Origin of the sequence: Duganella qianjiadongensis, assembly GCF_009857915.1 — a bacterium.
Taxonomy (GTDB): Bacteria; Pseudomonadota; Gammaproteobacteria; order Burkholderiales; family Burkholderiaceae_D; genus Rugamonas; species Rugamonas qianjiadongensis.
On the sequence record NZ_WWCM01000009.1, the window covers coordinates 58,474 to 77,141 of the forward strand.

At 60.9% G+C, this 18,668-nt stretch carries 15 protein-coding genes; 5 read left to right on the plus strand and 10 right to left on the minus strand.

Annotation, left to right across the window (positions count from 1 at the left end; all coding sequences use genetic code 11):
• The first annotated feature begins 3 nt into the window (after positions 1 to 3).
• From GTP27_RS13970 to GTP27_RS13980, 3 genes are all read left to right on the plus strand, one after another.
• Positions 4 to 1,026 carry a branched-chain amino acid ABC transporter permease gene (locus tag GTP27_RS13970; RefSeq protein ID WP_202416798.1) on the plus strand — a complete coding sequence of 341 codons (1,023 nt, stop codon included), beginning with the start codon at positions 4 to 6 and terminating at the stop codon, positions 1,024 to 1,026.
• 36 nt (positions 1,027 to 1,062) lie between these two features.
• Positions 1,063 to 2,166, plus strand: a complete 1,104-nt coding sequence (locus GTP27_RS13975) for a branched-chain amino acid ABC transporter permease (RefSeq protein WP_161039791.1) — start codon at positions 1,063 to 1,065, stop codon at positions 2,164 to 2,166.
• Positions 2,167 to 2,535: 369 nt separating this feature from the next.
• Positions 2,536 to 4,011, plus strand: a complete 1,476-nt coding sequence (locus GTP27_RS13980; protein WP_161039792.1) for an APC family permease — start codon at positions 2,536 to 2,538, stop codon at positions 4,009 to 4,011.
• A gap of 536 nt (positions 4,012 to 4,547) precedes the next feature.
• On the opposite strand, the gene GTP27_RS13985 is transcribed toward GTP27_RS13980, so the two are convergent.
• Positions 4,548 to 4,787 carry a hypothetical protein gene (locus GTP27_RS13985; RefSeq protein ID WP_229633880.1) on the minus strand — a complete coding sequence of 80 codons (240 nt, stop codon included), beginning with the start codon at positions 4,785 to 4,787 and terminating at the stop codon, positions 4,548 to 4,550.
• A 224-nt stretch (positions 4,788 to 5,011) separates the two neighbouring features.
• On the opposite strand from GTP27_RS13985, the gene GTP27_RS13990 reads away from it, so the two are divergent.
• Positions 5,012 to 6,301, plus strand: a complete 1,290-nt coding sequence (locus GTP27_RS13990; protein WP_161039793.1) for a GGDEF domain-containing protein — start codon at positions 5,012 to 5,014, stop codon at positions 6,299 to 6,301.
• Positions 6,302 to 6,315: 14 nt separating this feature from the next.
• Here the strand turns inward: GTP27_RS13990 and GTP27_RS13995 are convergent, their stop codons facing one another.
• The 3 genes from GTP27_RS13995 to GTP27_RS14005 all read right to left on the minus strand — a co-directional run bounded on the left by GTP27_RS13995 (position 6,316) and on the right by GTP27_RS14005 (position 11,330).
• Positions 6,316 to 7,230: an EamA family transporter gene (locus tag GTP27_RS13995; RefSeq protein WP_161039794.1), complete on the minus strand. Its 915-nt coding sequence runs from the start codon at positions 7,228 to 7,230 to the stop codon at positions 6,316 to 6,318.
• 45 nt (positions 7,231 to 7,275) lie between these two features.
• Positions 7,276 to 9,465, minus strand: a complete 2,190-nt coding sequence (locus GTP27_RS14000; RefSeq protein WP_161039922.1) for an FUSC family protein — start codon at positions 9,463 to 9,465, stop codon at positions 7,276 to 7,278.
• 176 nt (positions 9,466 to 9,641) lie between these two features.
• Positions 9,642 to 11,330 (minus strand): M14 family zinc carboxypeptidase, encoded by a 1,689-nt coding sequence (locus GTP27_RS14005; protein WP_161039795.1) that lies wholly within the window; start codon positions 11,328 to 11,330, stop codon positions 9,642 to 9,644.
• A gap of 205 nt (positions 11,331 to 11,535) precedes the next feature.
• On the opposite strand from GTP27_RS14005, the gene GTP27_RS14010 reads away from it, so the two are divergent.
• Positions 11,536 to 12,318, plus strand: a complete 783-nt coding sequence (locus tag GTP27_RS14010) for a hypothetical protein (RefSeq protein WP_229633882.1) — start codon at positions 11,536 to 11,538, stop codon at positions 12,316 to 12,318.
• 63 nt (positions 12,319 to 12,381) lie between these two features.
• Here the strand turns inward: GTP27_RS14010 and GTP27_RS14015 are convergent, their stop codons facing one another.
• The 6 genes from GTP27_RS14015 to purB all read right to left on the minus strand — a co-directional run bounded on the left by GTP27_RS14015 (position 12,382) and on the right by purB (position 18,614).
• On the minus strand, positions 12,382 to 12,948 hold the full coding sequence (locus GTP27_RS14015; protein ID WP_161039796.1) for an NADPH-dependent FMN reductase: 567 nt from the start codon (positions 12,946 to 12,948) through the stop codon (positions 12,382 to 12,384).
• Between the two features lie 118 nt (positions 12,949 to 13,066).
• Complete coding sequence (locus GTP27_RS14020) at positions 13,067 to 15,223, minus strand: S46 family peptidase (protein WP_161039797.1); 2,157 nt, start codon at positions 15,221 to 15,223, stop codon at positions 13,067 to 13,069.
• Positions 15,224 to 15,389: 166 nt separating this feature from the next.
• Complete coding sequence (locus GTP27_RS14025) at positions 15,390 to 15,956, minus strand: YceI family protein (RefSeq protein ID WP_161039798.1); 567 nt, start codon at positions 15,954 to 15,956, stop codon at positions 15,390 to 15,392.
• 21 nt (positions 15,957 to 15,977) lie between these two features.
• Positions 15,978 to 16,529: a YceI family protein gene (locus GTP27_RS14030; protein ID WP_161039799.1), complete on the minus strand. Its 552-nt coding sequence runs from the start codon at positions 16,527 to 16,529 to the stop codon at positions 15,978 to 15,980.
• A 27-nt stretch (positions 16,530 to 16,556) separates the two neighbouring features.
• Entirely contained in the window at positions 16,557 to 17,078 is a 522-nt protein-coding gene (locus GTP27_RS14035) for a cytochrome b (protein WP_161039800.1), read from the minus strand.
• Positions 17,079 to 17,237: 159 nt separating this feature from the next.
• A complete protein-coding gene (purB, locus tag GTP27_RS14040) occupies positions 17,238 to 18,614 on the minus strand; it encodes an adenylosuccinate lyase (RefSeq protein ID WP_161039801.1) in 1,377 nt (458 codons plus the stop codon).
• Positions 18,615 to 18,668: the final 54 nt, after the last annotated feature.

The window sequence follows — 18,668 nt, forward strand, 5'->3', positions numbered from 1 at the left end:
GCTATGCCTGCTGCCGCTGCTACCACTGCTGCGGCCGAGATGATGTTGCCGCGTAAGCGCATCGATTACCAGCCGTGGTATGTGCTGGCGGCGATACTGCTGCTGACCTTCCTGTGGGTGGGCGACAGCGCGACGTGGCTGACGCTGACCGTGGCCGGGCTGGCCATGGGCATGCTGCTGTTTATTATGGCCAGTGGCCTGACCATGGTGTTCGGCCTGATGGGCGTGATGAACTTCGGCCATGGCGCATTTATTACGGTGGGGGCCTATGCAGCCACGCTGGTGCTGCTACGCCTTGGCGATTGGCTGCAGGCCGATGCCATCGGCCTCAATGCTGCAGCGCTGGGGCTGGCGCTGCTGGCCGCTGTAGCAGTGACCGCAGCGCTGGGCTGGATCTACGAAAGGCTGATTATCCGACCCGTCTATGGCAATGCGCTGATGCAGATTCTGATTACCTTTGGTGCGGCGACCGTGCTGCAGGAACTGGTAACGGCGATCTGGGGCGCCGAACTGATTCCGCTAACCCGTCCCGCCGCGTTCGATGGCGCTTGGGTGTTCGGTGATGCCGTGATCGAAAAATTCCGCGTGCTGTGCGCAGCGGCGGGCCTGCTGGTGTTCGGCGCGATGATGCTGATCCTGCACGGCACCCGCATCGGCCTGCTGGTGCGTGCTGGCGTGGCGAACGGCGAAATGGTGCAGGCACTCGGCTACCGCGTGCGTACGCTGTTCGTCGGCGTGAGCGTGGCCGGTGCGGCGCTGGCTGGCATGGGGGGGCTGCTGTGGGGGCTGTACCGGCAGGAGCTGACCACCAGCATAGGCGCCAGCAGTCTGGTGTCGATACTGATCGTCATCATCATCGGCGGCATGGGTTCCGTGGGCGGTTGCTTCCTTGCTTCGCTGCTGGTGGCGCTGGCCAGTAACTATGTGGGCTTCCTCGCGCCGAAGGCGGCGTTGCTGTCCGAAGTGGGACTGATGCTGGTGGTGCTGGCATGGCGTCCGCGCGGGCTGTATCCGCTTACTCATTGACTATGCATTGACTCTGCACTGAAATCGAAGACGACTATGAGCATCCATCTGCTATCGAATGAACTGCCGCGCAGCCGGCGCCTGAGCTGGGCGCTGACGCTGATCGTGCTGCTGCTGGCGCTGGCGCCTTTCCTGTTCCCCGGCGCGCGTGCCATCAATGCAGCGGCGACCATCTGCATATTCGTCGTGCTTACGGCATCCTATGATCTGATGCTAGGCTATACGGGGATTATCTCGTTTGCCCACACCATGTTCTATGGCGTGGGCGCTTACGGGGTGGGGCTGGCGCTGCTGCATCGCGGCCCCAGTTTCAGCTCCGTGCTGATCGGGCTGGGGGCTGCCATGCTGGTATCGCTGGCGCTGGCGCTGCTGATCGGCGTGTTCTCGCTGCGCGTGCAGGCTATCTTCTACGCCATGGTGACGCTGGCGATTGCCAGCTGCGTGAGCGTGATGGCCAGCCAGTTCCCCGAGTGGACGGGCGGCGATGATGGCCTGACCATTCCTGTGCCGGAGCTGCTGAGCCCTGCCTTCCGCCTGCTGGAAGAACCGCTGTTCGATAAGCTTATCAATGGCAAGGTGATTACTTATTATCTGCTGTTCGTGTTGGCGCTGCTGGCCTTCCTGCTGATGCTGCGCATCGTCGCCTCGCCGTTCGGGCGGGTGCTGCAGGCTATCCGCGAGAACGAGTTCCGCGCCGAGGCCATCGGCTATCACACCGCTGCCTACCGTACGCTGGGCAGTGTGCTGGGGGCGCTGGGCGCCACGCTGGCGGGCGGCATGCTGGTGCTGTGGCTGCGCTATCTGGGACCGGATACCACGCTGTCCTTTGCCATCATGCTCAATGTGCTGTTAATTACCTTTATCGGCGGACGCGGCACGCTGTATGGCGCGGTGCTCGGCAGTGCGCTGTATATCGTGGCGCAGACCTATCTGATCGATCTGATGAAGTGGGCCAGTGCAGCGCTGGTGCAGGGGGCGGCGGGGCAATCCGGCTCGGCGCTGGAGCCGGTGATGGCGCTGCTGGCGCGGCTGGTGCATGCCGACCGCTGGTCGCTGTGGATGGGAGTGCTGCTGGTGCTCTCCGTGTACTATTTTCCGACAGGAATCGTCGGGCGTCTGCGCGCCCGACGCGGAGTCTAGTGGATAGGGCGGGCCGGGTAGATTAGACGCGGATCAGCACGGCGGCCACCGTAGCGGCCAGACCCAGCAGAACTACAGCGGCGCCAGCCATTACCGGCGTCACGCGGCGCGAGACGGTGGGGATTTTTTTGATGGGCATGGCAGGCTCCTCGAAACGGGTAAAAAGTGACTGTAGATTAACGATTGTATTGCTGCCAATCTAGACATTACGCTGTATCAAAAGTAAGCAGGTGTAACCGGCAATGCACAGTGGTGGTGCGGGATAAAAGTGAGTTGTTTTTTAACACACACAAACTTTAGAGTCGCGGGCGGGAACAGCCTATAATCGCTAAGTTTTTTGCCCGTACCAACCTCCCACAAGGAATGCCTGTGAACCAAACGCTGGTCCAGAAACTGACCCGTACCAAGCCGGTCAGCCATCATCAAGAATCTGCTCCTACCAGTAGCAATAGTCTGCATCGGTCGATCGGCCTGTTTCCCCTTACCATGATCGGGGTAGGCGCCACCATCGGCACCGGGATTTTCTTCACCATGGTGGAAGCTGTGCCCAAGGCTGGCCCGTCGGTGGTGCTGTCCTTCCTGATCGCTGCCATTACGGCGGGGCTGACGGCGCTGTGCTATGCCGAACTGTCGTTCCGCATTCCTGCGTCCGGTTCGTCGTATTCGTTTGCCTATGCCACGGTGGGCGAGTTCCTCGCCTTTATCATGGCGGCCTGTCTGCTGCTTGAATACGGGCTGGCGGCCAGTGCCACGGCGATCGGCTGGTCGGATTATCTGAATAATTTCCTTAATAATGCCTTTGGCTGGCATATTGCCGATGCCTTGCGTTCGCCGCTGATCGTTTCCACGCCCAAGGGCATCGAAATCCATAGCGGGAATATCAATCTGCCGCCCATGCTGCTGGTGACCCTGTGCTGCATCCTGCTGGTGCGCGGCGCCAAGGAGTCGGCCACGACCAATGCCATCATGGTGCTGATCAAGCTGGCGATTCTGATCTTCTTCGTGGTGATCGCGTTTTCCGGCTTTGATATCAACAACTTCCATCCTTTCTTCAGCCCCGATAATGGCGCGCACTACACCGGCATGGCCGGGGTGACGGCGGCGGCAGCGACGGTGTTCTTCTCGTTTATCGGTCTCGATACGGTGGCGACGGCGGGCGAGGAAGTGCGCGATCCCAAGCGCAATGTGCCGATCGGCATACTGGCCGCACTGGGCATCGTCACGCTGTTCTATATGCTGGTGGCGGTAGCGGCCATGGGCGCCCAGCCGGCGTACAAATTCGCCGGTCAGGAAGCGGGGCTGGCCGTGATTCTGCAGAATGTGACGGGGCAGACCTGGCCAGCGCTGGTGCTGTCGGCGGGCGCGGTGATTTCTGTGTTCAGCGTGACGCTGGTGACGATCTACGGCCAGACGCGGATACTATATGCGATTTCCAAGGATGGCCTGATTTCGCCATCGTTTAACAAGGTGAGCGCCCGTACCGGTTCGCCAGTGCGCAACACGCTGATTGTGTGCGCGGTGGTGGGGCTGGTGGCCGGCTTTGTCGATGCCACCTTCCTGTGGGATATGGTCAGCATGGGCACGCTGACGGCGTTTATCGTGGTGTCGCTGGCAGTGCCGGTGATGCGCCGTCGTGCTATGCAAGCGGGCGAGCCTGCGGTGGCGGGCTTCCGCGTGCCGTTCGGCCCGTATGTGGTGCCGGGGCTGAGCATCGGCGCCTGCCTGTATCTGATGTTCGGTCTGTCGATGACCACCTACACCATCTTCGTTATCTGGATGAGTGCGGCGATCGTGACCTATCTGCTGTATGGCATGCGCCATTCGCGGCTGAATAAGGCCGGTTGATAAGGATGTAGATACTGCGAAGCGCAAGCGCGACGTAGTGGCGGGGCGCAGGTCTGAGCGTGGTGATCACGGATCAGGTCTTGCGCCCCGTTTCGCGTAGTTTGCGCCGCAAACGGATATTGTCTGCCAGTAGTGAAACGAGTGTAGCCAGTATCAGAATAGGGGCGGCATACGTGTCCAGATAGTGCCAGTAAACCCATGCAGCCCCGGCACAGCCTAGTCCGCAAATCAGTAGCCAGATCTGATCTTTCATATTTGAGGTTTGCCGAGCAATGTATTCAGTCGATGTTTTTTGTTTTACCACCATCGATGCATAGGCTGCGCACGAATTGCGCAAACAGAAAAGCCGTTCAGTTTGCACTGAACGGCTTTTCTGTTTGCGGGGCCGGCCTGCAAGGGCCGGCGCTGCGCTTACTCTTCGGTCTGTGGCTCGGCGCCCAGATACAGACGCAGCAGCAGGCCGGACAGAGCGATGGCAGCAGGCAGGTTTTCGATGATGGTCAGCATAGTTTTTCTCCGTAGAAAATTGACTTCAATTAACCGCGCGACGCCATGAAGCGCAACTCGGCCGACAGGTTAGGGGAATGGCGCTCGCAATCCTGAGCCAGGCTGTGCAGCCATGCGGTCGAGACTGGCTGCGCGACGACCGTTTCGACAGCAGCGCTACGCGGCTTCACAGCCAGCAGTGCGGCCAGCAACTGGCGCGCAGCGCTTGCCACGTTGCTCAGATAGCCGGTGTGGGCGAATTCGGTGTAGGTCAGTTTGCTCGTGCTCATGATTAGCTCCATATCTTCGTTTGTTGCAGTGCAGTATGGGGCTAGTTCAGTAATAAATAAACTTTTGATTTATGATACTTGGCATAAATAAAGCATATAACTGGTGGGTTTTCCCTATGAAAAAGTAGTGCCGCACGGCTATTTTTTAAGCTGAAAAATTTTCTCCAGCGACCCACCGTACGGGTATGATTGCTGCCGGATTGACAATAATTTGGCGGGAAACCATGTCCTTACGCACCAAACTTATGCTGGCTTTGCTGTTCACGGGACTGGCTTCGGTGGCCATGGTGGGCGGACTGGCGTCGTATGGCTTGGGCAAGAAGGTTGATATTATCCGGCGTCAGGCCGCTGCAGAGCATTTTTACAGCGCAGTGAGTGATTACTTACGTCCTTATGGCAGCTGGCAGGCGGCCAATCAGGCCGAGCCATTCGATCTGTATATGCGGCGCGTACGTCCGGCACCGGCTGACCATCTGCCGCCGCCCGAACTGCTGCGAGATCGCCGTGGTCCGCCGCCCCCGCGCGCCGATGGTGATGCGCCCTTCCACTTCATACTGGCCGATCAGGATTTCGCCGTGCTGCTGGGCGCGGGCGTGTACCGGCCCGGCGAGCCCTTGCCGCAGGCGGCGCGGCGGGATGCGCGTCCGGTGATGGTCAACGGCAAGGTTGCGGCCTATATTTCGCCGGAAGGCGTGCTCACCCCGAGCAAGGAAGAGCAGCAGTATCTGGACGCCATGAACGAAGCCCTGTGGGCGGGCGTCAGCGGTGCAGCCTTGCTGGCGCTGGCGCTGGGCGTGCTACTGAGCCGTGGTCTGAGCCGGCAGCTGCGGCATCTGATCAGCGCCGTGCGCGCCATCGAGCAAGGCAGCTTACGCCAGAACGTGCCGGTGGAAGGGCACGACGAAGTGGCTTTGCTGGCGCGCGCTTTCAATGAAATGAGCGCGCAACTGGCACGCAGCCACGAAGCCTTGCAGGATTCCCACCGTACCATCAGCACGCAGGCCGATCAGCTGCGCGAGCTCAGTGTGCGCGATGCGCTGACCGGACTGCATAACCGGCGTTATTTCGACGAGCAGGCGGCCAGCCTGTATCGCCATGCGCTACGCTATCAGCGGCCATTTGCCGTGGTGATTGCCGATATAGATTTCTTCAAGCGCATCAACGACCAGCACACCCATGCTACCGGCGACGCCGTGCTGCGGGCGGTGGGCGAAATCTTCCGCGCGCACATGCGCGAGAGCGATCTGGTGGCACGCTATGGCGGCGAAGAGTTTGTGATGGCCTTCCCCGAAACCGGTCTGGCGCAGGCGGCGGCGTTGTGCGACAAGCTGCGTGAGCTGATTGCGGCGCATCCGTGGCAGGAGCTGAATCCGCGACTGGCGGTGACGATCAGTATAGGGGTGGCGGCCGATCTGCAGGCCGGCAGTGCGGAAGCGATGCTGCAGCAGGCCGACGCCATGCTATACCGCGCCAAGCAGGATGGCCGCAACCGGGTCTGCTCGCTCGCGGCCTGAAGTAGCAGGCGGGTTCAGGATTTGAGCCAGCGGCCGCCGAACATGGTGCACAGCAGGGCGGCCACGATCAGGCTGATGCCAGCCCATTGCCAGCCGGTGATGACGTCGCCCAGCGCGATCATGCCTGCCGCGATGCCGACTACCGGCACGCCCAGACTGAATGGCGCGACGCGGTTGACGGGATGGCGTTTCAGCAGTCGGGTCCACATGGCGTAGCCGAGGATGGTAGCCATCCAGCCCAGATAGGCCGCGGACATCCACGTGGCCAGCGGCGCTTGTACCCAGTGCCAGCGCGTTTCCGGCGCATCGAAGGCCAGCGTCAGGCCGATGAAGGGCAGGATGGGCACGAGGCTGCACCACACCATGAAGTTCACCACATCGAATTGCGGGGTGTGGTGCTGGGCGCGGCGCACCACGATATTCGAGGCGGCCCACATGGCTGCTGCCGACAGGCACAGGACGAAACCGGCAGCATTGGTGCCGCCCGCATGGCCGCTGCCCAGATAGTTCATGGCAAAGCAGATCAGTCCCAGTGCAGCCAGCAGCAGGCCGTATTTGAGGGCGCGGCTGGCGCGTTCGCGCAGCAGGGCAAAACCGAAGAAGGCGGTAAAGAATACCTGGGTCTGCAGGATCACCGAGGCCAGCGCGGCCGACATGCCGACCCGCAGCGACAGGAACAGCAGGCCGAACTGGCCCACGCCCTGACACAGGCCGTAGGCGATGATCCAGCGGGCCGGCATTTTGGGCGGGCGCAGGAACAGGATCAGCGGCAGCACGGCAAAGATGTAGCGCGCAGCACCTAGCTGGAACGGTGTGAGGTCGCGCAGACCTATCTTCATGGCGACGAAATTGGTGCCCCAGATGAGGACGACGAGCAGGGCCGATAACAGATCGTTACGGCTGAAAGAAGCGGGCGTTGCAGCAGTCATGCGACCAATAGTAACAGTCTGGCGCAATCTTTGCTGGCGCAGGCCTTATTCTACGTCGCGCAGAATGGCGGCGCTGTGCACCACGATCTTGGCGGCATCGGCTTGCAGCAACCGCACGCGGCGCTGTACCAGCGGCCAGCCGGACCAGTGGATGTTGTCGTCCTGACCAGTGCCGGCGACTGGTGCAATGTGGCTGGCGGGCGGCTGATGCTTGCCGCTTGCCGTGCCCGAACGCTGGCTGTTACCCGCGCCCTTGCTGATGGCCCGCTGCAGGATGTCGCTCACTTGCGCATGGCTGTGCTCCAGCATGGCATTGAGTGCCTGCTGCGGGATCTCCCTGACGTGACGGCGTACGATGGCGCGCAGCGCCGCCACGTGGGCCACCAGCAGGTAGTTCTGCACGATGAAGAGGTTGATGTCTTCCACGGCGCGCTGTTTGCTGGCCGGTTCGTCCAGCATGCGTACCAGTGCGCTATTTAAGGCGGCGAGGCTGTCCATCAGGCGTTTGCGTTCGATGCGGTAGGCAAAATCGTCCGAGCCTTTACCCTGTAGCAGATCGGCGCTGGCCTGCATGTAGCGCAGGCTGACGCTGAGCACTTCATGGACCATCCGGGGCAGCGACTGGTACTCCCAGTTGGCCAGCACGAAGCTGAAGGCTGTCGCCACGGCCGCACCGACGAAGGTGTCGACCAGCCGTTCGATGATCAGTTCGTGGTTGCCCGGTGCGATCAGGTGCATCTGCAGCAGGATCATCACGCTGACGGCGATGGCGGCATAGCGGTAGCGCAGGTAGATGAAGGTGGGCGTGGCCACGGTCGCCAGTATCAGAAAGCCCAGTATCGCCGCCGGATAGTTGAGGTACTGGATGATGAGCGCCGTGATGACGCAGCCGATGACGGTGCCGACGATGCGGTCGCTGCGGCGCTGCTTGGTCATGCTGAAACTGGGCTTGAGGATGATGACGATGGTGAGCACGATCCAGTAGCTGTGCGCCGCATACGGCAGCCACGAGGCGATAGCCAGCCCCACGGTAATCGCCATAGCCACCCGCAGCGAGAAGCGGAAGATGGGCGATTCCAGACGCAGGTGCGACAGGATCATGCGCAGTTCGTACTTCTGCTGCGACAGGAAGGGCCCCATATCGGCATCCACCCAGAACGGCGTGCTGTCGGCCACCTTCTGGCTGGCGGCGTGCAGCTCGCCTATCATCTGGATGATGGCGCGGATCTTGTTGCGCTGGGCGCGCAGCACAGCCAGCGCTTCATGTGCGGGCTTGCCCTCGCTGACGCGCTGCTGCAGGGCGGCCAGCTCTGCTTCCACCGCAGCCAGCTCGGCGTGGTAGCTGATTTCGGGGTAGGACGGCTTGTCGCGGGTGACATCGTAGGCCACTGATTCGATATCGCGTGCCGCCTTGTAGGCCAGATCGTGCAGGGTTTTCAGCACGGGGCTATCGGCCAGATGCAGGCGTAGCTGGGCGTAGTCGGTGTGGGTAGAGAGAATCAGCTCATACAGATCGAGCATGCAGACGTGGGTCTGCACCACGATGGCGTCCTTGCGATTTTGGTGGCTGCGCAGGATCAGGTCGCGCGCCGCCTGCTGACGGTCGGCCAGCAAGCTCTGATGGCGTACCAGTTTGTTGAACTGTTCGCTCAGGTTGTAGCGGCTGTCGTAGAAGTCGGCCTTGATGTCGATGTAGGCGGCCAGTTCGAACAGGGCTTCGGCCAGCACCTGCTGTTTGATGCGGTGGCGCAGCAGCCACGAGATGCCCATGGCATAGGCCAGATAGGCCAGTGCACCCAGTGTGAACAGGCCGGTATGGATGAAGGCCTGACGGGCCGTCAGCGCGTGTTCCATCGACATGGTCATGATGAACAGCGTGGCCAGTTGCAGCGGCATGGATTTTTTGCCGTACACGATCATCATGCAGGCGAGGAAGCTGATGGCCACCAGCATCGTCATCAGGAGCCAGTGCAGCGGCGCGCTCAGGCTGATGAGCAGCGTCACGGCGCTACACAGCAGTACCGAGGCGCTCATCTCGTTGAACTTGTGGCGCAGGGGGCTGGGCATATCCATCAGCGCCGTGCAGAGCGCGCCGATGCAGACCGTCATGGCGGTTTCCAGACTGGCGAACTGCAAAGTGAACAGGGTGACGCCTACCAGCCCGGCGGCAAAACGCAGGCCGAGATAAAAGTAATGGCTATAGAAGAACGTGCGCAGGTTGAGTGCGTAGTGCATGGCTGTGGTCTTGTGGGCAGCGGGCATGCACGCGGCGGGATCGCCGCAGCGTACATAAGGTCTAATCATGGCAGGCGCGGCGGCCGGGTAGGCCCTGCCGCGCTGCGGGTATTTCTGCTGCGATGATGCTTGCTGCTAGCCGCAAGCGGGTGCGGGCTAGCAGGCCGTGACGGACTTTAGAACACCGACAGCACCGGATAGCGGCGCCATTCCGGTTCGGCGTGGCGGGCGCCGTTTTCGAAGATGAAGTCGAGTACCTTGCTCTGGTCCGACAGCAGTTCCGGATGGGCGGCTTTCCATGCCTCGAACCTGGCTTTCAGTTCAGGCTCGCTGGCCAGCATGTCCAGCGCCAGATCTTCGAACACGTAATCGGAATAGGCTTCCTTCTTTTCCAGTACGCTGTTGAAGAAGCCCCAGCGGAAGAAGGAATCGTGGCCTTGCGGTTCCAGAGTTTCGACGGCGTAGCGGGCTTTGTCCTGCTTGAGCGGCACGAAGTAGTCGCCCGGCTGCACGGTAAAGCTGCCGGTGCGCGCTTCGACTTCCACCTCGTCATGGTACATATGGCCTTCGTAGGCATTCGGGCGCGAGCGTACCGATTTGATGTGGTAGTACTGGGCTTCGATGGTGGAAGCTTCGTCGAAGCGGGCCATTTCCACGCCGTTCCATTGCAGGCGCTCGATGGCTTCACGCCATGCCTGCGGAATCACGTAGCCCTTGGGGGCGCGCACGGTGGTATCGGGGATGAAGCGGTTGTAGTAGGCGATATCCTTTTCCCACGGCTGGCTGCGGTCGTAGGACAGGCGCATATAGTTACCCAGCTTGCTAGGGCTGCGCACGGCCGCATAGCCTTTGAAGCGGAAGGTCGAGGGCTGGCTTTCGTCCAGCTGCCAGTGCACGGCCCATGCGCTGGCAGCGGCAGCCTGCGCGCGTGCTTCGGCACGCAGGGCGCGGATCTGTTCACCGTACTGCACGGTGAAGGCCAGCGTGACATCAACCAGCGCGCGCATCGATGCGTAGCGGTCCTTGAAAGGCTTGAGCATGTGGGTTTCCGGCATGAAGCCGATCACATGGTGCAGGGCGGCGTAGCCGGTCGAGAAGCGCGGCACTTCGAGGAATTCGGCGATGCCGTCGTCCGGCGAGTCCTTGACCGGATTGACGTAAGGGCAGGTAGGCCAGCCGCGTGCTTCCATCTGCTGATAGATATGGGGCAGCATGGTGTCGCGCAGGAAGGGGCCCAGACCGTAGCCCAGCTTGTCGGCCTGGGTATGGATCAGGGTCATGGTGTACGGGTAGTCGGCGCCGTTGGAGGTGTGGGTATCGACCATCACGTCCGGGTCCCAGCTGGTCAGCAGTTGGTTGAAGATCTGCGCGTTGAGCGTGTCGCACTTGACGAAGTCGCGGTTCAGATCGAGGTGGCGGCTATTGCCGCGGAAGCCGAACTGCTCGGGGCCATCCTGATTCACCCGCGACGTATTCGAGCGGTTATGCGCGCCGTCGACGTTGTACAGCGGGACGAACAGCAGCACGGTTTTGCCCAGCGCCGCCAGCAGTTCCGGCTGGTAGCACAGGTCGCGCACCATGGCCATGCAGGCATCGACGCCTTCCGGTTCGCCCGGATGGATGCCGTTATTGTTGAAGAATACGGGACGGCCCGTAGCCTTGATGATGTTGCGGTCGAATTCGCCGTCTGCGCTCACCACGCCGGCGTGCACCGGTATGCCGCCATCGGAAACGCCGATCTGTTCGAAACGCAGCACTTGCGGAAAACGCTGGGCTAGCGTCTGGTAGAACGCTATGCATTCCGACCACAAGGTGGTTTGATTCTGATTGCCTGATTCATAGGGCGTGGGCATTTCTGGGTGCATGGCAGGTCTGGATCTCGGGGTAGTGGGAAAAAACGCGCTGGCCAGCCTTGTGAGCCGGATGGAGCGCTGCTGCGGGCGGAATTGTATCATTCGTGCCCACTTTTTGAGCGACGCCAGGGCAGCGTGCGGGGAAGGTTGCTCTGCTTCAATATTGAATGTTTGCCGAGGTGGTGTACTGGCGGTCCGTACCGACCGGGAGCGCAACATGGGCACGATCATGGCATATATCAGGACATGGCGGCAGCAGATGGCGCAGGCCTATGGCTGGCGTGCGCTGGGCGTGCTGGCGCTGCTGGTGTTCGGCTGCCGGCTGGGCGTGGCGCAAGTGGGGCCGCGTTATGTGCTGGCGCTCGATAGCGCGCCGCTGCGGTCTGCGCCGCCGCCGGCAGGGCAGGTACAGCTGGCCGGCAAGGGGCTGGCGCTGATCAGCTTTCAGGGGCTGCGCATACTGGCATTGGGGGCGGATGCGGAAGCCTATAGCGCCGAGGCGATGGCGCAATGGCCGCAGGCCGACCTGCTGGTGCTGACACCGGCAGCGAGCGGGCGCTACGAAGGTTTTGCGCCGCTGTCTGCGCGGGGCGGATTGCCCGTGATCGTGGTGGCCGACGAGCGCGCACCGGCTGTGGCAGCTGCACCACTGCCTGCACTGTATCCCATGCAGTTATGGGATGCGCTGCATCTGAATAAGGGACCTGTACGGCTGCGGGTGACGGCTTTGCCGGGTGGCGCCGGTAGTAGCGAGCTGGCAGGCTTCATGCTCGACATGGGAAACGGGCGGGCTAGCTACCGGCTCTACGTGAGCTGTTTGCCGCTGGCGCAGAGCGACGCGCAGGCGCTGGGGCAACGCCTGCCGGGGGCCGATCTGGTTCTGCTACCGCATGGGCAGACGCCGCAATTGCTGGCGTTGCGCGGCCTGACCGCGGCAGGCGAGACCGTGCCGGTCGCCCTGACGGCTGCCGGCCATCATTTCAAGCCGGTGCGGCGCTAGAGTGCCGGAGGTTCTAGTGCCGATTAGAGCGTTCTAGACTCGAATAGATCGATCTGGATCGTTTTAGACTTTCGAGGTCTTCGCGACCCATGCTGCATAGGCGTCGATGATCTTCTGCAGGAACTGGCGGCTGCTGTCGTTGTTGATTTTGCCGTTGTCGTCGAGCAGTTTGGTAGCGCCGCCGATATAGGCTTCCGGCTGCTGCAGCAGCGGCATATCGAGGAACACCATGCACTGGCGCAGATGGTGATTGGCGCCGAAGCCGCCCGTTGCGCCGGGCGAGACGCTGACGATGGCAGCCGGTTTGCCGCTCCAGATGCTGCTGCCATAAGGGCGCGAGCCCACGTCGATGGCGTTCTTCAGGGCGGCGGGCACGGAGCGGTTGTATTCGGGGGTGACGAACAGCACGCCATCCATGCCGCTCATCTGCTGGCGGAAGGTCTGCCATGCCTGTGGTGCGGTGGCGCCGTTTTCTTCCAGATCCTGATTGTAGAGCGGCAGTTCACCGATCTCCACGATCTGCATGGACAGCGTTGCGGGCGCCATGGCCATCAGCTCGTGGGCAAATTTGCGGTTGATGGAATCCTTACGCAGGCTACCCACGATCACAGCGATTTTTTTAGCAGACATGGCAACTCCTCGAAGTGTGGAAGGGAGCCCACATAGTAGCGCAAACTGCGCGGGCAGGCCGGACGCAAAAAAACCACGCCGCGTTGCCGGGGCGTGGTTTGGGGGAAGTGCATCAGGCTTATTCTGCGTTCATTTCTTTGAGCAGATTGTCAGCGTGATCCACGTGCTTCATGTTCCACAGGATGTAGCGCAGGTCCACCTGAATGTCGCGGGTGTTGGCCTTGTTGAAGTCCCAGTCGGAGATGATGGAGTCCAGCGTGCCGTCGAAGGCCAGACCGATCCACTCGCCCTTGGCGTTCAGCGCAGCCGAACCGGAGTTGCCGCCGGTGATGTCGAGCGTGGCCAGATAGGCGACCGGCACCGATTTCAGGATAGGGTCGACGTATTTGCCGAAGTCCCTGGCCTTGATGGCAGCCAGCTGGGCTTGCGGTGCATTGAACTCGCCCTGACCGGTGGCTTTGGCGGCGACGCCGTTGACGGTGGTGAAGGCGGTCCAGGTGGTGCCGTCGGCGCCGTGGTCACGGCCGGCGATTTTGCCGAAGGTGACGCGCAGGGTGCTGTTTGCATCCGGATACACGGCCTGACCTTTGCTCTGCATGAAGGCGATCTTGGCTTTCATGTAGTTGGCATAAGCCTGCTGCAGTTTGCCGCCCAGTTCTTCTTCGTCCGCCTCTTCTTTCATGCCCGGCTCGTACAGGGCCACGGCAGCCTGAATGAAGCTGTCGTTGCTGGCTTTGAACTCGGCCGGGGTTTTGCCTATCCAGCTGCTGCGTTCGGCGGCGTCGCCGAGTTTGCTGCCGGCGTAGAGTTTTTCCAGCGCGGCTTGCAGTTCGGCCTTGCTCATGCCGTCCTTGATGCCGATGGCGGCGTCGAAGGCGGCATTGCGTTCTGCCGCTGGCTGGGCGGCGTATTTGCTCAGGCTATTGATCACCAGTGCCTGATCGACCTTCTCGTCGTAGTTACGCACCAGCGCTGCCACCGACGCTTTGATACGCGGCACATCGCGCACCTGATAGCCGACTTTGCGCTCGGCGTCCGGCTTGGTGTTCTCGTTGGCCAGACGGTACAGCATGCGTGCGGTGTTCAGCAGGCGTGGCTTGGACGAGGACAGGAAGTAATCGCGTTTGGTTTCGGCGTCGCGCTGGGCGATCAGCTTTTCTACCAGCTCGATGTCGCCCGCATATTCGGCCTTGCGTGCAGGGTTGGCGTTAATCCAGTTTTTCAGCGCTTCGTGCTCGGCGGTTTTACGCTTGAGCATATCGCTGCCGGCGTAGGAGTCCAGCATGCCCTGACGGTTCTTGTAGTAGTTGTTGATGCTGGCTACCTGCGAAGCGTATTTGAGGGCGGTGTCCTTGTTGTCCTTGGTGGTGTCGGCGATGATGGCCAGACTCTCCGCCGACGATTTTACAAACGCCGGATAGCTCCAGTCGAAGGTGAACGCCACTTCCGATGGCAGGCGGTGGCGGTTGGTGCGGCCGGGGTAGCCCAGTACCATCACGAAGTCGCCTTCCTTGCTGCCTTTCTTGGCCAGTTTCAGGTAGTGCTGCGGGATGTAGGGAACGTTGTCCTTGCTGTAGTCGGCCGCTTTGCCATCCTTGCTGACGTAGGCGCGGTAGAAGCCATAGTCGCCCGTGTGGCGTGGCCACATCCAGTTATCGGTGTCGCCGCCGAATTTGCCCACGCCGGCTGGCGGTGCATGGACCAGACGCACGTCGCGGATTTCCAGCTGTTTGATCAGATAGTATTCCAGACCGCCGTAGTAGGACGAGACGGTGCAGCGGTGGCCGGCATCCTGTTCGCAGGCTGCCTGTATCGCTTTGATGTTCTTTTCGATTGCATCGCTACGCTTCTTGCCGCTCAGTTTGGCGACCTCGGCAGTTACCACTTGCTTGCTCACATTGGTCACGGCTTTGGTGACGAAAATGCGGCTGCCCGGTGCGGCCGGCAGTTCTTCCCCCAGATTGTGGGCGAGGAAGCCGTTAGCCAGCAGATCGCGCTCCGGCGTGGAGTTGTGTGCCACGCTGCCGTACACGCAGTGGTGGTTGGTGGCTACCAGACCTTGCGGCGAAACGAAGGAAGCCGAGCAGCCGCCCAGGCTGACGATGGCGCCCATGGGGAATTCGGTCAGTTTGGTCAGGGTGGCGGGATCGAGTTTCAGGCCGGCGGCTTTGAGTTGCTTGGCTACTTGTGGCAGCTGTTGCGGCATCCACATGCCTTCGTCGGCATGGGCTGCGCTTGCGCTCAGGATGGCAAGCGCGATCAGGGTCTTTTGCATTTTTATCGGATCCTAAAGGGGATAGAGGGCACAACGGCGCGAGTATAGCAAAATCGCTAATCCGTGAAATACATAGCAGTGTTGATTTTTTGTAACAACAAAAAAGGGCAGGGCACGCGCAGTCTGCACTGCGGCGTGGCCTGCCCTGTGGCTGGTGGTACCCTGATTAGTCGGCTTTGATGGCCTCGATCTGGATGGCCAGACGCACTTCCGGCGCAAAGGCCGGAGTGCCGTAGTTCAGACCGAAGTCGGTGCGTTTGAATTCGGCGGTGGCGTTGGCGCCGCAGACTTCACGCTTGTAGCGCGGGTGCATGATGCACTTGAAGCGGTCCACCGTCAGGCTGACCGGCTTGGTCACGCCCAGCATGGTCAGTTCGCCTTCCACGCCTACCAGCTGCTCGCCGTCGAACTTGAAGTGCTTGCTCTTGTAGCTAATGGTTGGGAATTTCTCGATGTTGAACATGTCCGCGCCTTTGGCGTGGGTGTTCATTTTCTCGAAACCGAAGTCGATCGAATCGGCCTGGATGGTGACATCGAGTGTGCCGGTTTTGGCGGCGCGGTCCATGGTCACGGTGCCGCTGGTCTTGTCGAATTTACCGCGCCACATGGACAGGCCCATGTGATCTGCTTCGAAGCTCGGATAGGTGTGCGAGGGATCGATGTTGTAGCTTGCCGCGATGGCCGAAGTGGCCGAAGCTGCCAGCAGGGTCGCGATAATGATCTGTTTCTTCATGCAGTAAGTCTCCTAGTGGGTTTATTGCGCAGTGACGTGGAATTTGATGGTGACATCGTCGGCGACCATGCTGGTGTCTTTCCATTCGCCTTCGCCGATGTTGTAGCTCAGGCGTTTGATAGGCAGCGCACCTTCGAAGATCTGTTTGCCGCCTTCGGTCTTGACGGTGAGCGGGAAGGTCACATCGGCCGTTTTACCTTTGATGGTCAGCTTGCCCGTGACATTGAGCTTGCCGGCACCGGCGCTCTTGATGGCGGTGGAGACGAAGCTGGCTTTGGGGAACTGGGCCGCGTTAAACCATTCTTTCTTGGTCACTTCCTTGTTGTACTCGGGATCGCCCAGATCGAAACTGGCGATAGTGATTTCCACGCTGGCCTTGGCAGCATCAGGCTTGGCAGCGTCGTAGTCGATGCTTGCGCTGAACTGCTTGAACTTGGCCTCGATAGGCACGTTCATCTGCTTGAAGGTGGCGCTGACGGTCGATTTGGCCGGATCAGTTTTCAGCGCGGCGGCGCTGGCGGCGAGAGTGATGCCCAGCAGCGTAACGAGGGCGATTTTAGGCAGGGTTTTCATGGGAGGCTCCGTGGTCAGTATCTAGGGTTAGGGCAGCATGCGTTTGAGCGTGGCGTCGCGGTCGATGAGATGATGCTTGATGGCGGCCAGTGCGTGCGCTGCCACAGCGCCTGCCATCGTCATGGTCAGAACATAGTGAACGGTCTTTAAAACGGGCTTAAGTGCCGGATCGGGACCGATCACGGCGGGCATCTGGAACAGGCCCAGATATACCACGGGCACGCCCGCTGCGTAACTGTACAGATAGCCGGAAACAGGCACGGCAAACATCAGCAGATACAGCAGGTGGTGCATGCCTTCGGCCGCCACATGCTGCCAGCGCGGCATGGGCAGCGCGGCCGGCGGTTTATTCGACAAGCGCCAGAGCAGGCGGATGGCGGCCAGACCCAGCACCGTCACGCCCAGCCATTTATGCCAGGAGAAGTATTTGAGCTTGGTGGGGGTAAAGCCGGGAATATCGACCATGGTCACGCCGAGGCAGAAGGCGGCGATGATCAGTAGCGCGATCAGCCAGTGCAGGGCGATGGCCGTTTTGGTGTAGCGTTGCATAACAGTTGCTCCGGAAAATAGTACGTGTTAGGACTAATATACCAAAGAAATGCGCAGCGTGCAGAGCCCATGAAAAAAGCCCCCGCAACGGTGGTCGCGGGGGCTAGTGTATAGCAAGTTGTTGTCGTACTTGCTAGAAGGCTACTTTTATCGGCGCGATCAGATGGCTTTGGCCAGCTGGGCGGCGATGCCGGTGTAGTTGGCCGGGGTCATGGCCAGCAGCAGATCTTTGGCTTCCTGCGGAATGGCCAGACCGGTGATGAACTCGCGCAGGGCGTCTTTGGAGATGCCTTTGCCACGGGTCAGTTCTTTCAGCTGCTCGTAGGGGTTGGCGATGCCGTAGCGGCGCATCACGGTCTGCACCGGCTCGGCCAGCACTTCCCAGTTGGCATCCAGATCGGCGGCCAGACGCTGCGGGTTGACTTCCAGCTTGTTCAGGCCGCGCAGGCAGCTGTCGTAGGCCAGCAGGGTGTAGCCCAGACCCACGCCGATGTTACGCAGCACGGTGGAATCGGTCAGGTCGCGCTGCATGCGCGAGACCGGCAGTTTTTCCGACAGGTGTTTCAGTACGGCGTTGGCCAGACCCAGATTGCCTTCCGAGTTTTCGAAGTCGATAGGGTTGACCTTGTGCGGCATGGTGGACGAACCGATTTCGCCCGCTTTCAGCTTCTGCTTGAAGTAGCCCAGCGAGACATAGCTCCAGATGTCGCGGTTCAGGTCCAGCAGGATGGTGTTGGCGCGGGCGAAGGCGTCGAACAGTTCGGCCATGTAGTCGTGCGGTTCGATCTGGATGGTGTAAGGATTGAACACCAGACCCAGACGCTGCTCGATCACGGCCTTGGAGAAGGCCGGCCAGTCGAACGACGGGTAGGCCGACAGGTGGGCGTTGTAGTTGCCCACAGCGCCATTCATCTTGCCGAGGATTTCTACCTGCTCGATGCGCACGATGGCGCGCTGCAGACGGGCTACCACGTTGGCCATTTCCTTGCCCAGGGTGGTCGGGCTGGCGGTCTGGCCGTGGGTGCGCGACAGCATGGGCAGGTCAGCGTTGGCCAGCGCGATTTCCTTCAGCTTGGCGGTGACGTTGCGCAGCGACGGCAGCATGACCTGATCACGCGCGGCTTTCAGCATCATGCCGTGCGAGGTGTTGTTGATGTCTTCCGAAGTGCAGGCGAAGTGGATGAATTCCGACGCTGCCACCAGTTCCGGCACGTCCTTGACCTGTTCCTTGAGCCAGTATTCCACGGCTTTGACGTCGTGGTTGGTGACGGCTTCGATTTCCTTGATGCGGGCCGCATCGCTTTCGCTGAAGTCGCTGGCCAGCTTGTCCAGCAGGGCGTTGCCGGCCGCCGAGAATGGCTGGATTTCGGCAAAACCGGCTTGCGACAGTGCTTGCAGCCAGGAAATTTCTACTTTGACGCGGTGGTGCATGAAGCCGGCTTCAGACAGGATGGGGCGCAGCAGATCGGTTTTGCCGGCATAGCGGCCATCGAGCGGCGACAGGGCCGACAGCGTGGAGTAAGGAGTAGTGGTCATGGTGGACTAGGAGGCGGGGGGGTTAAGATAACAACAATGCATACAGCGCGGAAA

Excerpts from the sequence above, each read along its gene's own strand:
- GTP27_RS13970 (WP_202416798.1), top strand. The coding sequence starts at position 4 with ATGCCTGCTGCCGCTGCTACCACTGCTGCGGCCGAGATGATGTTGCCG.
- GTP27_RS13975 (WP_161039791.1), top strand. The coding sequence starts at position 1,063 with ATGAGCATCCATCTGCTATCGAATGAACTGCCGCGCAGCCGGCGCCTG.
- GTP27_RS13985 (WP_229633880.1), bottom strand. The coding sequence starts at position 4,787 with ATGAGCACGAGCAAACTGACCTACACCGAATTCGCCCACACCGGCTAT.
- GTP27_RS13990 (WP_161039793.1), top strand. The coding sequence starts at position 5,012 with ATGTCCTTACGCACCAAACTTATGCTGGCTTTGCTGTTCACGGGACTG.
- GTP27_RS13995 (WP_161039794.1), bottom strand. The coding sequence starts at position 7,230 with ATGACTGCTGCAACGCCCGCTTCTTTCAGCCGTAACGATCTGTTATCG.
- GTP27_RS14000 (WP_161039922.1), bottom strand. The coding sequence starts at position 9,465 with ATGCACTACGCACTCAACCTGCGCACGTTCTTCTATAGCCATTACTTT.
- GTP27_RS14005 (WP_161039795.1), bottom strand. The coding sequence starts at position 11,330 with ATGCACCCAGAAATGCCCACGCCCTATGAATCAGGCAATCAGAATCAA.
- GTP27_RS14010 (WP_229633882.1), top strand. The coding sequence starts at position 11,536 with ATGGGCACGATCATGGCATATATCAGGACATGGCGGCAGCAGATGGCG.
- GTP27_RS14015 (WP_161039796.1), bottom strand. The coding sequence starts at position 12,948 with ATGTCTGCTAAAAAAATCGCTGTGATCGTGGGTAGCCTGCGTAAGGAT.
- GTP27_RS14020 (WP_161039797.1), bottom strand. The coding sequence starts at position 15,223 with ATGCAAAAGACCCTGATCGCGCTTGCCATCCTGAGCGCAAGCGCAGCC.
- GTP27_RS14025 (WP_161039798.1), bottom strand. The coding sequence starts at position 15,956 with ATGAAGAAACAGATCATTATCGCGACCCTGCTGGCAGCTTCGGCCACT.
- GTP27_RS14030 (WP_161039799.1), bottom strand. The coding sequence starts at position 16,529 with ATGAAAACCCTGCCTAAAATCGCCCTCGTTACGCTGCTGGGCATCACT.
- GTP27_RS14035 (WP_161039800.1), bottom strand. The coding sequence starts at position 17,078 with ATGCAACGCTACACCAAAACGGCCATCGCCCTGCACTGGCTGATCGCG.
- purB (WP_161039801.1), bottom strand. The coding sequence starts at position 18,614 with ATGACCACTACTCCTTACTCCACGCTGTCGGCCCTGTCGCCGCTCGAT.